Here is a 15,172-nt window from a genome sequence, read left to right as displayed (position 1 = left end):
AAGCTTATGGGCATGACGACAGAAGCGATCCCGCAGGCCGCCGCCCCGATCATGGTGGTCGCCGACAGCTCCGCCGCTGCCCCCGTCCTCGACATCGTCGTTCCCGTGTACAACGAGGAGAACGACATCGCCCGATGCCTGCAGCGGCTGCACGAACACCTCCGTACGAACGTGCCGTTCTCGGCGCGAATCACCGTTGCCGACAACGCGAGCACCGACTCCACGGTCGCCATCGCCGCGGGCATCGCCGACGAGCTCGACGGCATCCGCGTCGCCCACCTCGACGAGAAGGGACGCGGCCGCGCACTCAAGGCCGTGTGGTCGCGCAGCGACGCCCAGATCGTCGCCTACTGCGATGTCGATCTGTCCACCGATCTCAACGCGCTGATGCCGCTGATCGCCCCGCTGATCTCGGGCCACTCCGACGTCGCGATCGGCACCCGGTTGTCGAAGGACTCGCGGGTCGTGCGTGGGCCGAAGCGCGAGTTCATCTCCCGCTCGTACAACCTGATCCTGCGAACCACCATGCGCGCCAAGTTCTCCGACGCCCAGTGCGGCTTCAAGGCGATGCGCACCGACATCGGCCGCCAGGTGCTGCCCTACATCGAGGACACCGGCTGGTTCTTCGACACCGAGCTGCTCGTCATCGCCGAACGCATCGGGTTGCGGATCGCCGAGGTTCCGGTCGACTGGGTCGACGACCCCAACAGCACCGTCGACATCGTCTCCACCGCGGTCGAGGATCTCAAGGGCTGCGCGCGGGTCGGCTATGCGCTCACCTCCGGCAAGCTACCGATCGCCGACCTGCGCACCACGGTCGGCCGCGAACGTGCGCCTGGCCCGGCGATCGCGGGTGTGCCGCACGGCATGGTCGGCCAACTCGTGCGGTTCTGCGTCGTCGGCGTCATCTGCACGATCGCCTACGCCGTCCTCTACCTGCTGTTGCACTCCTTCCTGGGTGCGCAGGTGTCCAACTTCGTGGCGCTGGCGGTGACCGCCGTCCTCAACACCGCTGCCAACCGGCGTTTCAGCTTCGGTGTGCAGGGGCGTGAGGATGCGGTCAAGCACCAGTTCTTCGGATTCGGGGTGTTCCTGTTCGGCTGGGCGGTGACCGCGCTGTCGCTGTTCGGTCTCGACCACTTCGCCCCCGGCGCGGGCAAGCACGTCGAGTTGCTGGTGCTCGTGATCGCCAACCTGGTCGCTACCGCCACCCGATTCGTCGGACTACGGTGGGTGTTCCGCTCGCATCTGCAGCGCCGCCCGGCCGCCGAGACCGCGCAGCCCTGAGGCCTGCGGGCAACCACAGAACCGCGCATCAGAACCGCCCGCGCAGCGGGCCCGGTGAAAGAGACCATGAGCGAACCCGACAAATCCTCGATCCCCGAGAATTCGCCCCCGACCAGCACCAACCCAGTTACGGCCCCGGATGAGAACTCCCGGGGCCGTAGCCCTGTCTCGGTACCCGCCGATCCGCCGGCGGTGTGGAAATGGTCGACGCTCGCCGCACTGATCGTGGTGACCGCGATCATCGACCTCTGGCACCTGTCGCTCAACGGGTGGGCCAACTCCTTCTACTCGGCGGCCATCCAGGCCGGCTCGCAATCGTGGAAGGCGTGGTTCTTCGGTTCGTCGGACATGGCGAACTCCATCACCGTTGACAAACCTCCTGCCTCGCTGTGGATTCCGGCGATCTCGGTCCGTATCTTCGGGCTCAATTCGTGGGCGATCCTGGTGCCCAACGCGTTGATGGGTGTGGCGTCGGTGGTGCTGCTGTACTGGATCACCCGCCGCTACCTCGGGCACTGGGCGGGCATCCTCGCCGGCGGCGTGCTGGCGTTGACGCCGGTCGCGGCGATGATGTTTCGTTTCAACAATCCCGAGGCGCTGCTCATCCTGCTGATGGTCGCCGCGGTCTGGGCGTGTCTGCGGGCGGTCGAGGATGGTCGGCTGCGGTGGATGATCCTGGTCGGTGTCTTCGTCGGATTCGGCTTCCTCACCAAGCAACTCCAGGTCATGCTGATCGTGCCGCCGCTGGCCCTGACCTACCTCGCATTCGGGCCCCACGGGTGGGTCAAACGTGTCGGGCATCTGGTGGCTGCGCTGGCCGCACTCGTCGTCAGCGCGGGCTGGTGGATTCTCACCGTCGAGCTGTGGCCGGCGTCGTCGCGGCCCTGGATCGGCGGTTCGCAGAACAACTCAATTCTCGAACTCACGTTGGGCTACAACGGTTTCGGCAGGCTCTCCGGCGACGAGACCGGCAGCGTCATGCCCGGCGGCGGACGCGGATACGACCGCGGCGCCTTCGGCGGCATGGGCTTTCCCGGCGACTTCGGCGGACCCGGTGGCCCCGGCGGTCGCGGCGGCATGTGGGGCGAAACCGGGATCTGGCGGATGTTCCAACCCGCCCAAGGCGGACAGATCGCCTGGCTCATACCGAGCGCGCTGATCCTGGGTGTCGGTGCGCTGGTGATCATCGGCCGCTACCGCAGCGCCGCGCACCGACCTGCGTCGCGCCTACCTCTCGGTGTGGGGGCTGTGGCTGGTCATCACGATGGCGGTCTTCAGCTTCATGGCGGGCATCTTCCACAGCTACTACACCGCAGCGCTCGCGCCCGCGGTGGCGGCGTTTCTCGCCGGCGGTGCGGCCGTGGCCTGGCGGGCGCGCGAGCAGCTGTGGGTGCGCATACTGCTCGCCGTCGCGGTGTGGTTCGGCGCGATCTGGGCGTTCGTGTTACTCGGGCGCTCACCGGATTTCGTGCCGTGGCTGCGCTGGATCGTTCTGTTCGTCGGAGTGGTCGGCGGTGCGGTGATGCTCCTCGCGCACCGTGTCTACCTCTCGGCGCTGGCCCTGGTGCTGGCCCTCGTCGCGGGCCTGGCCGGTCCGCTGGCGTACACGATCGACACCATCACCACCGCCAAGCAGGGCTCGATCATCAGCGCGGGACCGCGCGTCGAGGGTGACGGACCCGGTGGATTCGGCGGTCCCGGCCGCGGCAACCGGCGCCCGCAGATGCCCGGCGGCATGGGACGGTTCCCCGGCATGGGTCAGATGCCCGGCGGATTCGGCGGATTCGGCGGGCGCACCGGCGCCTACGGCGGTATGGGTGGCATGGGCGGTCCGGCCGGTGGACTGCTGATGGGCTCGACGCCCAGCGCCGAGATGGTCGCGACGCTGCGCAGCAACGCCGACGATTTCACCTGGGTCGCCGCAGCCATCGGGTCCAACACGGCGTCGGGATATCAACTCGAATCGGGCTACTCGGTGATGCCGATCGGTGGCTTCAACGGCACCGACCCGTCGCCGACACTCGCGCAGTTCCAGAAGCTGGTGGAGCAGAAGAAGATCCACTACTTCATCGGTGGCGGCATGATGATGGGTGGGCGGTCGGACGGCCCGTCGGCCCAGATCACCGAGTGGGTGGAGGGTCATTTCACCAAGTTGACGATCGACAATGTCACCTTGTATGACCTGACGTCACCGACCTGATCCGTTAGGGTGCCCTGGTGACTTCACGGATCGGGCATCGGCTCGCACGGATGACCGGCCGCGATCCGCACCAACCGGGGCGGGCTGCGACCAGTCTGGAATTGTTCTACGACCTCGTCTTCGTGGTGGTGTTCTCCGTCGCGGGCACTCAGATGGCGCATTACCTGGCCGAGGGTCATTACCAAACAGCGGTGTTCGGCTACGTGCTGTGCACCTTCGCCGCGATCTGGGCGTGGATCAACTTCAGCTGGTTTGCCTCTGCCTTCGACACCGACGATTGGTTCTTCCGTGGTGTCGTGCTGATCCAGATGATCGGTGTGGCCATCCTGGCCCTGGGCGTTGCACCGGTGTTCAGCTCGATCGAACACCACGAACACGTCGACATCCGGGTCCTCGTCATCGGCTACGTGGTGATGCGCGTCGGGCTGCTCACGCAATGGATCCGGGCAGGTCTGCAGAGCGCGGAGTACCGCAAGACATGCTTCACCTATGCCGCAGCGGTCCTCGTGGCGCAGGTGGCGTGGGTGATCGTCGCGATCGTCGACCTCGCCCTGTGGCCCACCATCATCGCGATCGCCGTCTGCGCGTTCATCGAGCTCCTCGGTCCGATCGTGGCCGAGAATTTCGTCAAACCCACACCCTGGCACCCGCACCACATCGCCGAGCGGTACTCGCTGTTGACGATCATCACCCTCGGTGAGGGCGTGGTCGGCACCGTTGCGGTGATGCAGGCGGCCGTGGAAGCACAGGGTTGGTCGGTCCAGACCGCGGTCTTCGGGGTCGCCGCGATCGTCGTCACCTTCGCGATGTGGTGGATCTACTTCGTCATCCCGGTCGGCGACCGACTGCATGCTCGCCCCGACAAGTGCTTCCCCTGGGGCTACGGGCACATCATCATCTTCATGGCGGCCGCGGCCACCGGCGCGGGCCTGGAGGTCGCCGCATTGTGGACCGAACACGAGGCCACGATCAGCCCCGGCGTCGTCGTTGCGACCGTGGCGGTACCCCTGGGTATCTACTGTCTCAGCATGCTCACCATGTACGACTACCTGTTGCCGTTCGATCCGGTGACCCTGCTGTGCGGGGCCGGGACGATCGCCTTCATCGTCGGCGGGGTCTGGGCCGCCGACGCGGGGCTGTCCCTGTCGGCGGCGGTGGTGCTGGTGGCGTGTGCGCCGCTGTTCATCGTGGTGGTCGACGAGATCTTCGGGACGACGCGACGCGCCAACACCCTCGGTGTGCCCGAGGACGCGCCCACCCGGCATCCGGACTGCCCGATCGATCTCACCGACCGGTGACGGCCGGTGGCCGAGAATCCCGCGCGGACCGGCCGGGTCCCGACGAATTAGAGTCATGCACGTGCGCGTACTCGTGATCGGCTCGGGCGGCCGCGAACATGCCCTGCTCCTCGGACTCGCCGACGACCCGTCGGTCACCGAACTCCACGTCGCGCCCGGAAACGCCGGCACCGCGGCGATCGCCACCAACCACGGCGTCGACGTCGCCTCGGCCGACGAGGTGGTCGCCCTGGCGCGGACCGTCGCCGCCGACCTCGTCGTCATCGGCCCGGAGGTGCCGCTGGTGCTCGGCGTCGCGGACGCCTTGCGCGCGGCCGGTTTTGCCACGTTCGGCCCCAGTGCCGACGCCGCCCGCATCGAGGGGTCCAAGGCGTTCGCCAAGGACGTGATGGCCGCGGCCGGGGTGCGCACCGCCCACGCCGAGGTCGTCGACAACCCGGCGAATCTCGACGCCGCGCTCGATCGCTTCGGGCCGACCTGGGTGGTCAAGGACGACGGACTGGCCGCCGGCAAGGGCGTCGTGGTGACCACCGACCGGGCCGCGGCGCGTGATCACGCCGCCGAATGCCTGGAGAGCGGTCACCCGGTGCTGCTGGAGAGCTTCCTCGACGGCCCCGAGGTTTCGCTGTTCTGCCTGGTCGACGGGGAGACCGTGGTACCACTGATCCCCGCCCAGGACCACAAGCGCGTCGGCGACGGCGACGCCGGCCCCAACACCGGTGGCATGGGCGCCTATACGCCGTTGCCGTGGTTGCCCGAAGAGGTCACCGCCCGGATCGTCACCGAGGTCGTCGAGCCCGTCGCCGCCGAGATGGTGCGGCGGGGTTGCCCGTTCAGCGGGCTGCTGTATGCGGGGCTCGCGATCGGCGAGCAGGGGCCTGCGGTGGTCGAATTCAACTGCCGCTTCGGTGACCCGGAGACCCAGGCGGTGCTCGCCCTGCTGAAATCCCCTCTGGGACAAGCGCTCAACGCGACGGCGACCGGCACTCTGGCCGACCTGCCGCCGCTCGAATGGGCCGACGGTGCCGCCGTGGTGGTGGTGATCGCCGCCGAGAACTATCCGGCGAGCCCGCGAACCGGTGACGTGATCACCGGCGCCGAGGGACCCGGTGTGCTGCACGCGGGTACCAAACGCGACGCGGAGGGCAACATCGTCTCCGCGGGTGGACGAGTCCTCGGGATCGTCGGGGTGGGCGAGGATCTCGCAGCGGCACGCGCGCAGGCCTACGAGCGGGTCGCCGGTGTCAAACTCCCCGGCTCGCATCATCGCACCGACATCGGCTTGGCAGCGCTGGAAGGCCGGATCTCCCTGTAGCCCGTCTCCCTTGAACCCTGTCTTCCGGTAGCTGTTGTCCGCCAATGGTTGTTGAGGGGTCACGCCTGCAGGCTGCGGCCGAGGAACTCGATCTGCTCGGGTAGGACGTCGCGCCAGTAGCGGTTGTCGTGGCCACCGGGACCGCTGGTGAACGCCGCGGGCGGATGCAGTCCGGCCGCCCACTGACGCGTGTAGGTGAAGAACTGATCGCTGGAGCCGACCGCGATCATCAGCGGGATCCGCCGGAACGCGTCCTGCTGGCCGAACAGTGAATTCTGTTGGTAATCGGCATAATCGTCGAAGGCGCGGGTCGGGAAGGTGCGTGGATCGGCCCACAGTGCCGGTGAGCTGACCGCGATCGCCGCGACCCGGGGGGCGCCCAGGGTCGCACCGATCCGCAGCGCCCCGTAGCCGCCCATCGACCAGCCGTAGAGGCCGATGCGGTCGGTGGACACGTTCAGATCCGGGTGGGCGGAGAGCATCGGGATGAACTCGTCGATCACCATGGCTGCGCCGTCGGTGCCGTCGGCGCGGCGGTGCCAGTAGTTGCGCGCCCCGTCGACCGCCGCGATGGCGAACGGTGCGTTGCCGGCGTCGACGTAGGCCTGTAGTGCGGTGTGCATCGCCAATGGTGAGGTGAAGATCGTCATCTCGTCGGTGCGCAACGCGTGCAGCACCACGACGACCGGCAGCGTCCCGCTCACGCCCGCCGGACGGGCCACCACCCAATCGGTGTCGCGACCGAGCATGTGGGACGAGGTGAAGCTGCCGGTGACCAGGGCCGGGCCGGCGCCGACCGACGGCGTCGAGGGGATCGTCGAGGATGGCGATCCCAGCAGATCGTCCGCGGGTGGGAGTGCGGCGCGGTTGTTCTCCAGCGCCACGGTGTCCTCGGCGCACGCCGCCAGCCCGAGGGCGAGTGCGCCGAGCCCGCCGCCGAGCACGCCGCGCCGCGACAGGCGGATCGGGGCGGATCGGTCGCGGCTCATCGCCGACAACGATAGTGGGGCCGTGACCCGCTCAGCGCCGGCGACCGAACAATCCGCGACGCGGGGCGTCGGGATGACCGGGGCACCATTGCGCCGCGGGCACCGAGGCCTTCACCTGCGCGACATGCCGGCCGCATCCCGACCAGGTGGTCTTGCCGCAATCGCGGCACCGGACTGCGTGACACATCAGGCGACCTCCGCCAGGTTCGGTGGTCCGGACCGCGGTCGCTCGACCTGTGCGAACGCCGCCGTCCCGGCGAGGGTGGTCAGTGCGTCGAACAGCCGATCGGCTTCGTCGCGGCCGGGAATCCCGGTGAGTACGGGACCGAAGTAGGCTCGTCCACCGAAGACGGTGATCGGACTGCCGCCGGTGCCGCCGAGCGCCTCCTGGCTGGCCCGATGGGCGCGGCGGACCGCATCGTCCCAGACGGGATCATCCATGACGGCAACCAGATCGGCGGGCAGTGCGCACTCCCGGAGTGCCTCGCTCACCAGGCTCGCCGACAGCGCGCGCCCCTCGCTGTGCAGTCGACGACCGAGCGCGAAGTACAACTCGCGCATCGCCTCGTCTCCGGCGGCGGCGAGAAGCCGACCCGTCCGGCGCGAGACGGTCATCCGCTCGGCGTGGGCGCCGCCGACCTCGCGGTCCTCGTTGAGGACGGCCAGACTCATCGGACGCCAGGTGGCGTGTACGCCCCGACGCTCGGCCACGCCGGCCAACCACCGGGACGCGGCCCAGGCGAACGGGCATGCGGGATCGACGTAGATCTCGACGACACCGGCATCGGTTGTGGGCGAGGCATTCATGAGTGCACCGTGTTGCTCAGTGCGTCGATGGCCGCGCGGAGTTTCGTGGTGGCGGTCGCGGCGACGTCGGGGAGCCCGGGGGCGTCCGCGACGGCGACCATGAGGTCGGGATTCATCGCCTCGACGATGATCGAACCCGCGCGCGAGGTGTCCTCGCGGACCACCACATTGCACGGCAGCAGCAGACCGATCTGCCGGTCGACGCCGAGTGCGGCGTGCGCGAGCGGCGGATTGCAGGCGCCGAGAATCAGGTAACGTTCCATGTCCTCGCCGAGTTTGGCCTTCAGTGTCGCGGTCACGTCGATCTCGGTGAGCACGCCGAATCCTTGTTCCGACAGTGCTTCTCGGGTGCGCGTCACCGCCTCGTCGAAGCTCGTGTCGGGCAGTGTGGTGGTGATGGCCAGATCCATCGGGATTCCTTTCTCTCGTCCTCGTGGCTCGTGCGACCCGACTCGTGGTCAGGCGAGTGCGAGGAACAGCTTTTCCAGTTGATCGGTGGTCATGGGTTCGCCGGTGGGTTCGTCGCCGGCGATGCATTCACGCAGACCGGTGGCGACGATCTTGAAACCCGCCCGGTCGAGTGCCTTGGACACCGCGGCCAGCTGTGTGACCACGTCCTTGCAGTCGCGGCCCTGTTCGATCATCGCGATGACACCGGCGAGTTGGCCGTGCGCCCTGCGGAGTCGGTTGAGCACGACCGCGATTGCTTCTTCGTCGCCGACCATGTGGGTTCCCTTCGCTGTGGATGTGCCGACACCCATGATACCCCTCGGGGTATACCTCGGAGGAGGCGTCAATGGCCGAATGAGATCGCCGGCAGCAGCCGATCGAGCCATCGGGGCGTCCACCAGGCCCCGTGGCCGGTGATCCGCAGGAGTACCGGAAGCAGCACGAGGCGGATCAGTGTGGCATCGAGCAGGACTGCGACGCCCAGGATGATGCCCATCTCCTTGGGTGGAAGTGGTTGGGCCAGTGCGAAGGTGAAGAACACCGCCACCATCACCGCGGCGGCCGCGAAGATGATGCGACCGGAGTAGGCGAGTCCGTCGACCTGCGCGGTCCGCGGATCACCCGTGCGCTCGTAGTGCTCCTTGGCGGTCGCCAAAAGGAAGACGGTGTAGTCCATCGCGATCGCGAAGATCATCGCGAAGAAGAACACCGGACCCCAGCCGTCGAGGAAGCCCTGCGGGGCGAAGCCGAGCAGACCCGAACCGTGCCCGTCCTGGAAGATCAGCGTGGCGACGCCGAAGGCCGCGCCCGTCGACAGCAAGCTGACCAGGGTTCCCAGCAACGCGATCACCGGGGCTCGCAATGCGACCAGCAGAAGCAGGAAGCCCAGTGACAGGATGACCGCAACGATCACCGGGAACCACGTGTTCAGCGCGTCCTGTAGATCGAGGTTCTCCGCCGCGGCGCCACCGACGAGGGCGCCCGCAGGAACCCGGTCACGCAGATCGGTGAGTATGCCGTCCATTTCCGGTGCGGACGGATCAACCGACGGAATCGCTTGCAGCATAGAATATCCCGAGTTGTCCGATGCGGCCTGGGCCGGCGTGACCATGGCGATGCCGGGCGTCTGTGCGGCTGCGGTGGCCGTTGCCGGAGCGTCCGGGGTGGGAACAATGATCTGCAGTGCCCCGGGGGCGCCGGGACCCATGTTGTCGGCGACGATCTGGTAGCCCTGGCGGACCGGCGCGTCCGCGGGGACCACGGTGATCGACGGCATCGCCACCTTCAATCCCAGCACCGGCAGAGCCAACAGGACCAGGATGGCGAGCGAGACGACGGCGAACGGCCACGGGTGACGATGCAGCAGCTCCCCCCAGCGCCCGAAACGGTGCGATCGGTGCTCCTGCTTCTTCGCCCACGGCAGCGAGCCGGCGTTGACCTTGGTGCCGAGGGCCGACAGCACCGACGGCAGCAGGGTCATGGTGGCCGCGAGGACGAAGACGACGGCGAGCATGATCCCGACGGCCATCGTGCGCACCGCGGGTGCCGGGACCATCAGCACCGCAGACAAACTCACCAGCACCGTCAGACCCGAGAGCAGCACTGCCTTGCCCGCGGTCTCCATGGTCTCGGCAACCGCGTGTTCGGGTGTCTCGCGCAGCGCCATCGCCGCGCGAAAGCGCGACACCATGAACAGGGCGTAGTCGATACCGAGCGCGAGGGCGAACATCATCGCGAAGTTCATGGCCCACACCGAGATCGGGGTGACGGTGTTCAGCAGCACCAGGCCACCGGCCGAGGCGACGAGTCCAGCGATGGTCAGCAGCAAGGGGAGCCCCGCGGCCACCAGAGAACCGAAGGCGATCACCATGATCGCCAGCGTGATCGGCCAGGAGAACATCTCGGCCTTGATCATCGCCTCGTGATTGGCCTTGTTGAAATCGCTCCACAGTGCCGAGGCGCCCGTCGGATACACCTGGATCCCGTTGCCTGACAAGCCGGTCAACGCGGCCTTGTGATCATCGACCGCCTTGACCATCGCGTCGGTGTCGGCAGCGGCGCCGATGATGACGATCGCGGTGTGGCCGTCGCGGCTGACGGTCATTCCCGGTGTCGGGGCGATGACCGGACCGAAGCGCGGGTCGCTGCGCGCGATCCCGGTGATCTCGGCGATCACGTGCCCGACCGCCGGGTCGGTGACCTGGTGGTCGTCAGAGTGGATCACCACCTGGACCGCGGCCGACGAGTTGCCGCCGAAGTGCTGTTGTGCGAGCTCGCGGACCTGCACCGACTCCGATCCGTTGGCTTGCCATCCGGCGCCGGCCAGGGAACCGAAGACACTCGGCGCGGCTGTGCCGAGGCCGATGATCAGCAGGAACCAGATGCCGAACACCCACCGGCGGTGCGTCGCGGTCCAGACCCCGAGCCGTCCCATCGGGCCGGGCCGGGTGTCGTCTGCTGCCGCGGGCGCTGGTTCGTCGGCAACGGTGGTGGAGTGGTCGGTCGAGTCCACGGAGAATTCTCCCTCGCATCGTCAGATACCCCTGGGGGTATTGGTTGGTGACGACAAATATACCCAGGGGGGTATCGGACCGCAAGGGGTGGGTCAGGCGGGCAGGGCGCGCTCCAGCGGGCGGCCGTTCACGTCGAAGGACAACGCCAGGCTCGATCTCTGGTCGGTGAGGACGCACTGCGAGATGTCGGAAGCCGCACCGGCCGGGGTTGCGATCTCGTTGGGGCGCTGCCACATCACGTGCCAACCGAGCCGGACCGCCAAGCCGTGCAGGGCCACGCGATGATCGCCGACGGCCACCTCGCCGAGAAGTGTGGGCAGCGTCGCGACGAGGTCGGTGAAGGTCGGTTCGGCTAGTGGCAGGCCGGTCACCTGGACGATCTCGAAGCCGCCGTCGGCGTCGTCGATGCGCACGACCGGTCCCGCGCCGCTCAGTTGGGCGGCAACGGCACCGAGGGTCGCGGCGATCAGGTCCGCACGCTCCGAATCCGGGCCGCCGGTGCCGGGCATGCTCAGTTCCGGGGAGATCAGCGCGGCAACGCCGAGGCGTTCGCCCGCGCGGCGCAGCTCGGCCAGACGGAGATCGGTCGGCAGGTCGGGGGAGGTGCCGGCCCAGGCCCACCGGATCACCCAGCCCGACGCTCCGGCACGGCGTACCGAGGCCACCGGTGATCGGTGGGCGCAGATCCGCCGGCGCGGATCGGTGGTCGTGGCGAAGACCACCGTGGTGCCCTCGACGGCAGGTGTGTAGCTGCCGAGGTGCTGGGTGAGGTAGGTATCCAGCGCGACGCGGCGCAGTCCGGCATACCAGGCGCCGCAATTGGCGACAGCGCGTAAACCGTCGAGATCCATGCGGGTCACGCTAGTGCCGGAATCGGCGCTGTTGCCCCATCTGTCAGGTGATCGAACGACCGGTCCCTCGCGGTGGCTGATCCGCCGAAAAAGGGGTGGTGACCCAGGTCACCCTGGCAGCATGGTCGCCATGACATCGGCCGCCACCCCGAAGGGAACGAGGCGGCGGACTCGACTCATCGAGGCCGCCGGTGCGCTCCTGCTCGAAGGGGGTTTCGACGCCGTCCGGCATCGTGCGGTCGCCGACCGGGCCAACCTGCCACTGGCCTCGACGACCTACTACTTCGCCTCGCTGGAAGACCTGATGGCCGAGGCCGCCATGTATGTCACCCGAAGTGCCGACGAGGCGATCGCGGCCCGAGGAGCGGCGTTGACCCGGCGCCGGCGCGGTGTCGGGGCGACCGCGGAAGCGCTGTCGGAGGTTTTCATCGGGGCGCAGACACCCATCGAGGATCTCGCCGCGCGCTACGAACTGATCGCGCTCGCGCCCCGGTACCCGCTACTGCGCGACGTCGTCGAGGAACGCAGGCACCACGTCTCGGCGATGCACGCAGAGGTTCTCGAGAAATCCGGCCGCCGCTCCGACCCGCATCAGGTCGGCTGGTTGATCGCGGTCGAGGACGGTGCCGTCGTCGGCACCCTGGGCTGTGCCGAGACCTCACCGTTCGAAGCCGCACGCGCGGCGCTGAACGGTGTCGTCGACATCCTGGCACCGCAAATGTGAAGACCTGCAACCGAAATCAGGGGTCGGGGAGAGAAAGGTGAGTCATGGGGGAGCATAAGGGTGCGATACGCCGGTGGGCAGCATCGCTGGTGACGGGTACGGCGGTGGTCGCCGGGGTACTGGCGGGGACCGGGTCGGCGTCGGCGGCACCGACCGGGCCGGTCGACGCGGGTGTGCCGTTCTCGTCGGTGGTCTACGGCACCGGCTGCACCTACAACCTGACGGTGCCGGTCAACTCCGTGGGCATGGTCTCCTTCTACGAGCAGCGCCGGGGATTCGCCCCGATCTTCATCGGCAGAGCGCCCGCGTATCAACTGATCGCGACGGTCAACTGGACGCCGCGCCGACTCGGCGACCGGATGCTCTATGCGGTGCAGAACGGCGTCACGTCCCCGATCACCATCGCCCGGGTGCACCAGGGGTACGGCTCCGGGGGCCTGTGCTTCGCCCTGTAAAGACGCCGGCGGCACGCAAACTACACTGTTGACGTGTCGAAACCTGCCATCAGCAACGTCCTCGCGAGCCGCTATGCGTCGACCGATCTGGTCGAGATCTGGTCGGCGACCAACAAGATCGCCGCCGAACGTCGCCTGTGGATCGCGGTCCTACGGGCCCAGCGCGACCTCGGGATCGACGTGCCCGACAACGCGATCGACGACTACGAGCGGGTCGTCGACGACATCGACCTCGGGTCCATCGCCGAGCGTGAACGCATCACCCGCCACGACGTCAAGGCGCGGATCGAGGAGTTCAACGCGCTCGCCGGTCACGAGCAGATCCACAAGGGGATGACCAGCCGCGACCTCACCGAGAACGTCGAGCAGCTGCAGATCCTGCAGTCGCTGCGGCACGTCCATGCCCATGGCGTCGCCGTCCTCGCGCGGCTCGTCGAACGGGCCGCCCAGTATTCGTCGCTGGTGATGGCCGGACGCAGCCACAACGTGGCCGCGCAGGCGACGACGCTGGGCAAGCGATTCGCGTCGGCCGCCGACGAGTTGATGATCGCGCTGACCCGACTCACCGAACTCATCGACCGCTATCCGCTGCGCGGCATCAAGGGGCCGATGGGTACCAGCCAGGACATGCTCGACCTGCTCGGCGGCGACGCCGGCAAACTCGCCGACCTCGAGTCGAGGGTCGCCGGGCATCTCGGGTTCTCGCGATCGTTCACCTCCGTCGGGCAGATCTACCCGCGCTCCCTCGATCACGACGTCGTCTCCGCACTCGTCCAGGTGGCCGCGGCACCGTCGTCGCTGGCTCACACGATCCGGCTGATGGCCGGACACGAGCTGGTCACCGAGGGTTTCCAGCCCGGGCAGGTCGGGTCGTCGGCGATGCCGCACAAGATGAACACCCGCTCCTGCGAGCGGGTCAACGGCCTGGCCGTGGTACTGCGCGGCTACGCGTCGATGACCGCCGAACTCGCCGGCGCGCAGTGGAACGAGGGCGACGTCTTCTGCTCGGTGGTGCGTCGCGTGGCGCTGCCCGACGCCTTCTTCGCCATCGACGGCCTGATGGAGACGTTCTTGACCGTGCTCGCCGAATTCGGCGCATATCCGGCCGTGATCGCCAACGAGCTCGACCGCTACCTGCCGTTCCTGGCCACCACCAAGGTGTTGATGGCGTCGGTGCGCGCGGGCGTCGGGCGTGAGACCGCGCACGAGGCGATCAAGGAGAATGCGGTGGCCGTGGCGCTGGCCATGCGCGAGGAGGGGCGCGAACCCGATCTGCTCGACCGGCTCGCCGCCGACGACCGCATCCCGCTCGATCGAGCACAGCTCGATGCACTGCTCGACGACAAGGAAGCCTTCGTCGGTGCGGCGGGCCGCCAGGTCGCCGACGTCATCGCCGCCGCCGAGAAGATCATCGCCGAGAACCCGCAGGCAGCGGCCTACACCCCGGCGCCGATTCTGTAACGAGGACACTGGCTGTCCGCGGTGTGGGGAACCATGTCGGCATGAGTATCGACTTCCAGGTGACCTTCGACTGTGCGGACCCGGCAGCGCTGTCCGCGTTCTGGGCCGAGGTCCTCGGCTATCGGCTCGCGCCCCCGCCGCCGGGCTTCGACACGTGGGACGACGCGCTCTCGGCGATGGGCATCGCCGAGGATCGGCGCAACGACGCCTCGGCGCTGGTGGATCCGGCAGGTGCGGGGCCGCGGGTCTTCTTCCAGCGGGTGCCCGAGGGCAAGACCGTCAAGAATCGCGTTCACCTGTGTGTTCGGGCCGCCCCCGGTTTGTCGGGTGAGGAGCGGATGGCGGCGCTGGAGCGTCGTGGTGCCGAACTGATCGGCCTGGGCGCCCGGCGGCTCGCCCGGCACGAACCGGCGCCTCCGCTGGCGGGCGGTCACCTCGTCATGGCCGATCCGGAGGGCAACGAGTTCTGTCTCGACTGACTCGGCGGTCCGGGCGAGCAGCCCGTGGCTAGCCCGCGTCGGGATCGGCGGGCGTGCGGTCGGCGTGCCCCAACGACCAGTCAGGTAGTACCGAATCGCGGACGCGGCGTTTGAGTTCGGCGGCGTCGGGAAAACCGCCGTCGCGCTTACGTTCCCAGATCTGCTCGCCGTCGGCCTCGATGACGAAGATGCCGCCGGTGCCCGGGCGCAGGGTGACCGAGCCGAGGTCGGTGCCGAAGGTCGACAGCAGTTCCGCCGCCATCCAGTTGGCCCGCAGCAACCAATTGCATTGCGTGCAGTAGGTGATGGTGATCTGCGGTGCGCCCATGACGACCCAGACTGC

General features: G+C 68.2%; 14 protein-coding genes and 1 pseudogene. 8 read left to right on the top strand and 7 right to left on the bottom strand.

Annotated elements, in window-relative coordinates:
• Positions 1 to 12: 12 nt before the first annotated feature.
• From P3L18_RS18425 to purD, 4 genes and pseudogenes are all read left to right on the top strand, one after another.
• A complete protein-coding gene (locus P3L18_RS18425) occupies positions 13 to 1,287 on the top strand; it encodes a glycosyltransferase (protein ID WP_172398726.1) in 1,275 nt (424 codons plus the stop codon).
• 66 nt (positions 1,288 to 1,353) lie between these two features.
• Positions 1,354 to 3,487: pseudogene (locus P3L18_RS18420) on the top strand (glycosyltransferase family 39 protein).
• Between the two features lie 17 nt (positions 3,488 to 3,504).
• The gene (locus tag P3L18_RS18415) at positions 3,505 to 4,785 is read left to right on the top strand and encodes a low temperature requirement protein A (RefSeq protein WP_276114872.1); all 1,281 of its coding nucleotides are present in this window, start codon (positions 3,505 to 3,507) and stop codon (positions 4,783 to 4,785) included.
• 61 nt (positions 4,786 to 4,846) lie between these two features.
• Positions 4,847 to 6,100: a phosphoribosylamine--glycine ligase gene (purD, locus tag P3L18_RS18410; RefSeq protein WP_211602017.1), complete on the top strand. Its 1,254-nt coding sequence runs from the start codon at positions 4,847 to 4,849 to the stop codon at positions 6,098 to 6,100.
• Positions 6,101 to 6,159: 59 nt separating this feature from the next.
• On the opposite strand, the gene P3L18_RS18405 is transcribed toward purD, so the two are convergent.
• The 6 genes from P3L18_RS18405 to P3L18_RS18380 form a co-directional block, all read right to left on the bottom strand.
• A complete protein-coding gene (locus tag P3L18_RS18405; RefSeq protein ID WP_172398728.1) occupies positions 6,160 to 7,089 on the bottom strand; it encodes an alpha/beta hydrolase-fold protein in 930 nt (309 codons plus the stop codon).
• A gap of 186 nt (positions 7,090 to 7,275) precedes the next feature.
• A complete protein-coding gene (locus P3L18_RS18400) occupies positions 7,276 to 7,896 on the bottom strand; it encodes a DsbA family protein (protein ID WP_079928668.1) in 621 nt (206 codons plus the stop codon).
• Positions 7,893 to 8,306, bottom strand: coding sequence for a DUF302 domain-containing protein (locus P3L18_RS18395; protein WP_079928669.1), 414 nt, complete (start codon positions 8,304 to 8,306; stop codon positions 7,893 to 7,895). The genes P3L18_RS18400 and P3L18_RS18395 overlap by 4 nt, the downstream gene beginning before the upstream one ends.
• Positions 8,307 to 8,354: 48 nt before the next feature.
• Positions 8,355 to 8,621, bottom strand: coding sequence for a metal-sensitive transcriptional regulator (locus tag P3L18_RS18390; protein ID WP_006369694.1), 267 nt, complete (start codon positions 8,619 to 8,621; stop codon positions 8,355 to 8,357).
• A 68-nt stretch (positions 8,622 to 8,689) separates the two neighbouring features.
• Positions 8,690 to 10,780 carry an MMPL family transporter gene (locus P3L18_RS18385; RefSeq protein ID WP_253193859.1) on the bottom strand — a complete coding sequence of 697 codons (2,091 nt, stop codon included), beginning with the start codon at positions 10,778 to 10,780 and terminating at the stop codon, positions 8,690 to 8,692.
• 171 nt (positions 10,781 to 10,951) lie between these two features.
• Positions 10,952 to 11,710, bottom strand: a complete 759-nt coding sequence (locus tag P3L18_RS18380) for a DUF6882 domain-containing protein (RefSeq protein ID WP_276114871.1) — start codon at positions 11,708 to 11,710, stop codon at positions 10,952 to 10,954.
• Between the two features lie 121 nt (positions 11,711 to 11,831).
• Here P3L18_RS18380 and P3L18_RS18375 point away from each other — a divergent pair, with 121 nt between their 5' ends.
• Genes P3L18_RS18375 through P3L18_RS18360 form a run of 4 tightly spaced genes read left to right on the top strand, consistent with a single transcriptional unit; the run spans position 11,832 to position 14,829 of the window.
• A complete protein-coding gene (locus tag P3L18_RS18375) occupies positions 11,832 to 12,434 on the top strand; it encodes a TetR family transcriptional regulator (protein ID WP_079928672.1) in 603 nt (200 codons plus the stop codon).
• 44 nt (positions 12,435 to 12,478) lie between these two features.
• Complete coding sequence (locus P3L18_RS18370) at positions 12,479 to 12,889, top strand: hypothetical protein (RefSeq protein WP_276114870.1); 411 nt, start codon at positions 12,479 to 12,481, stop codon at positions 12,887 to 12,889.
• 33 nt (positions 12,890 to 12,922) lie between these two features.
• Positions 12,923 to 14,350 (top strand): adenylosuccinate lyase, encoded by a 1,428-nt coding sequence (purB, locus tag P3L18_RS18365; RefSeq protein ID WP_208792644.1) that lies wholly within the window; start codon positions 12,923 to 12,925, stop codon positions 14,348 to 14,350.
• A gap of 41 nt (positions 14,351 to 14,391) precedes the next feature.
• Complete coding sequence (locus P3L18_RS18360) at positions 14,392 to 14,829, top strand: VOC family protein (RefSeq protein WP_276114869.1); 438 nt, start codon at positions 14,392 to 14,394, stop codon at positions 14,827 to 14,829.
• A 28-nt stretch (positions 14,830 to 14,857) separates the two neighbouring features.
• Here P3L18_RS18360 and P3L18_RS18355 read toward each other — a convergent pair whose 3' ends face one another.
• The gene (locus tag P3L18_RS18355; protein WP_276114868.1) at positions 14,858 to 15,157 is read right to left on the bottom strand and encodes a SelT/SelW/SelH family protein; all 300 of its coding nucleotides are present in this window, start codon (positions 15,155 to 15,157) and stop codon (positions 14,858 to 14,860) included.
• Positions 15,158 to 15,172: the final 15 nt, after the last annotated feature.

This window comes from Gordonia sp. N1V, assembly GCF_029269935.1.
In the GTDB taxonomy this organism is placed as follows: Bacteria; Actinomycetota; Actinomycetes; order Mycobacteriales; family Mycobacteriaceae; genus Gordonia; species Gordonia polyisoprenivorans.
Note: the sequence above shows the minus strand (reverse complement) of the source record. Positions and strands in the feature narration are given on the sequence as shown.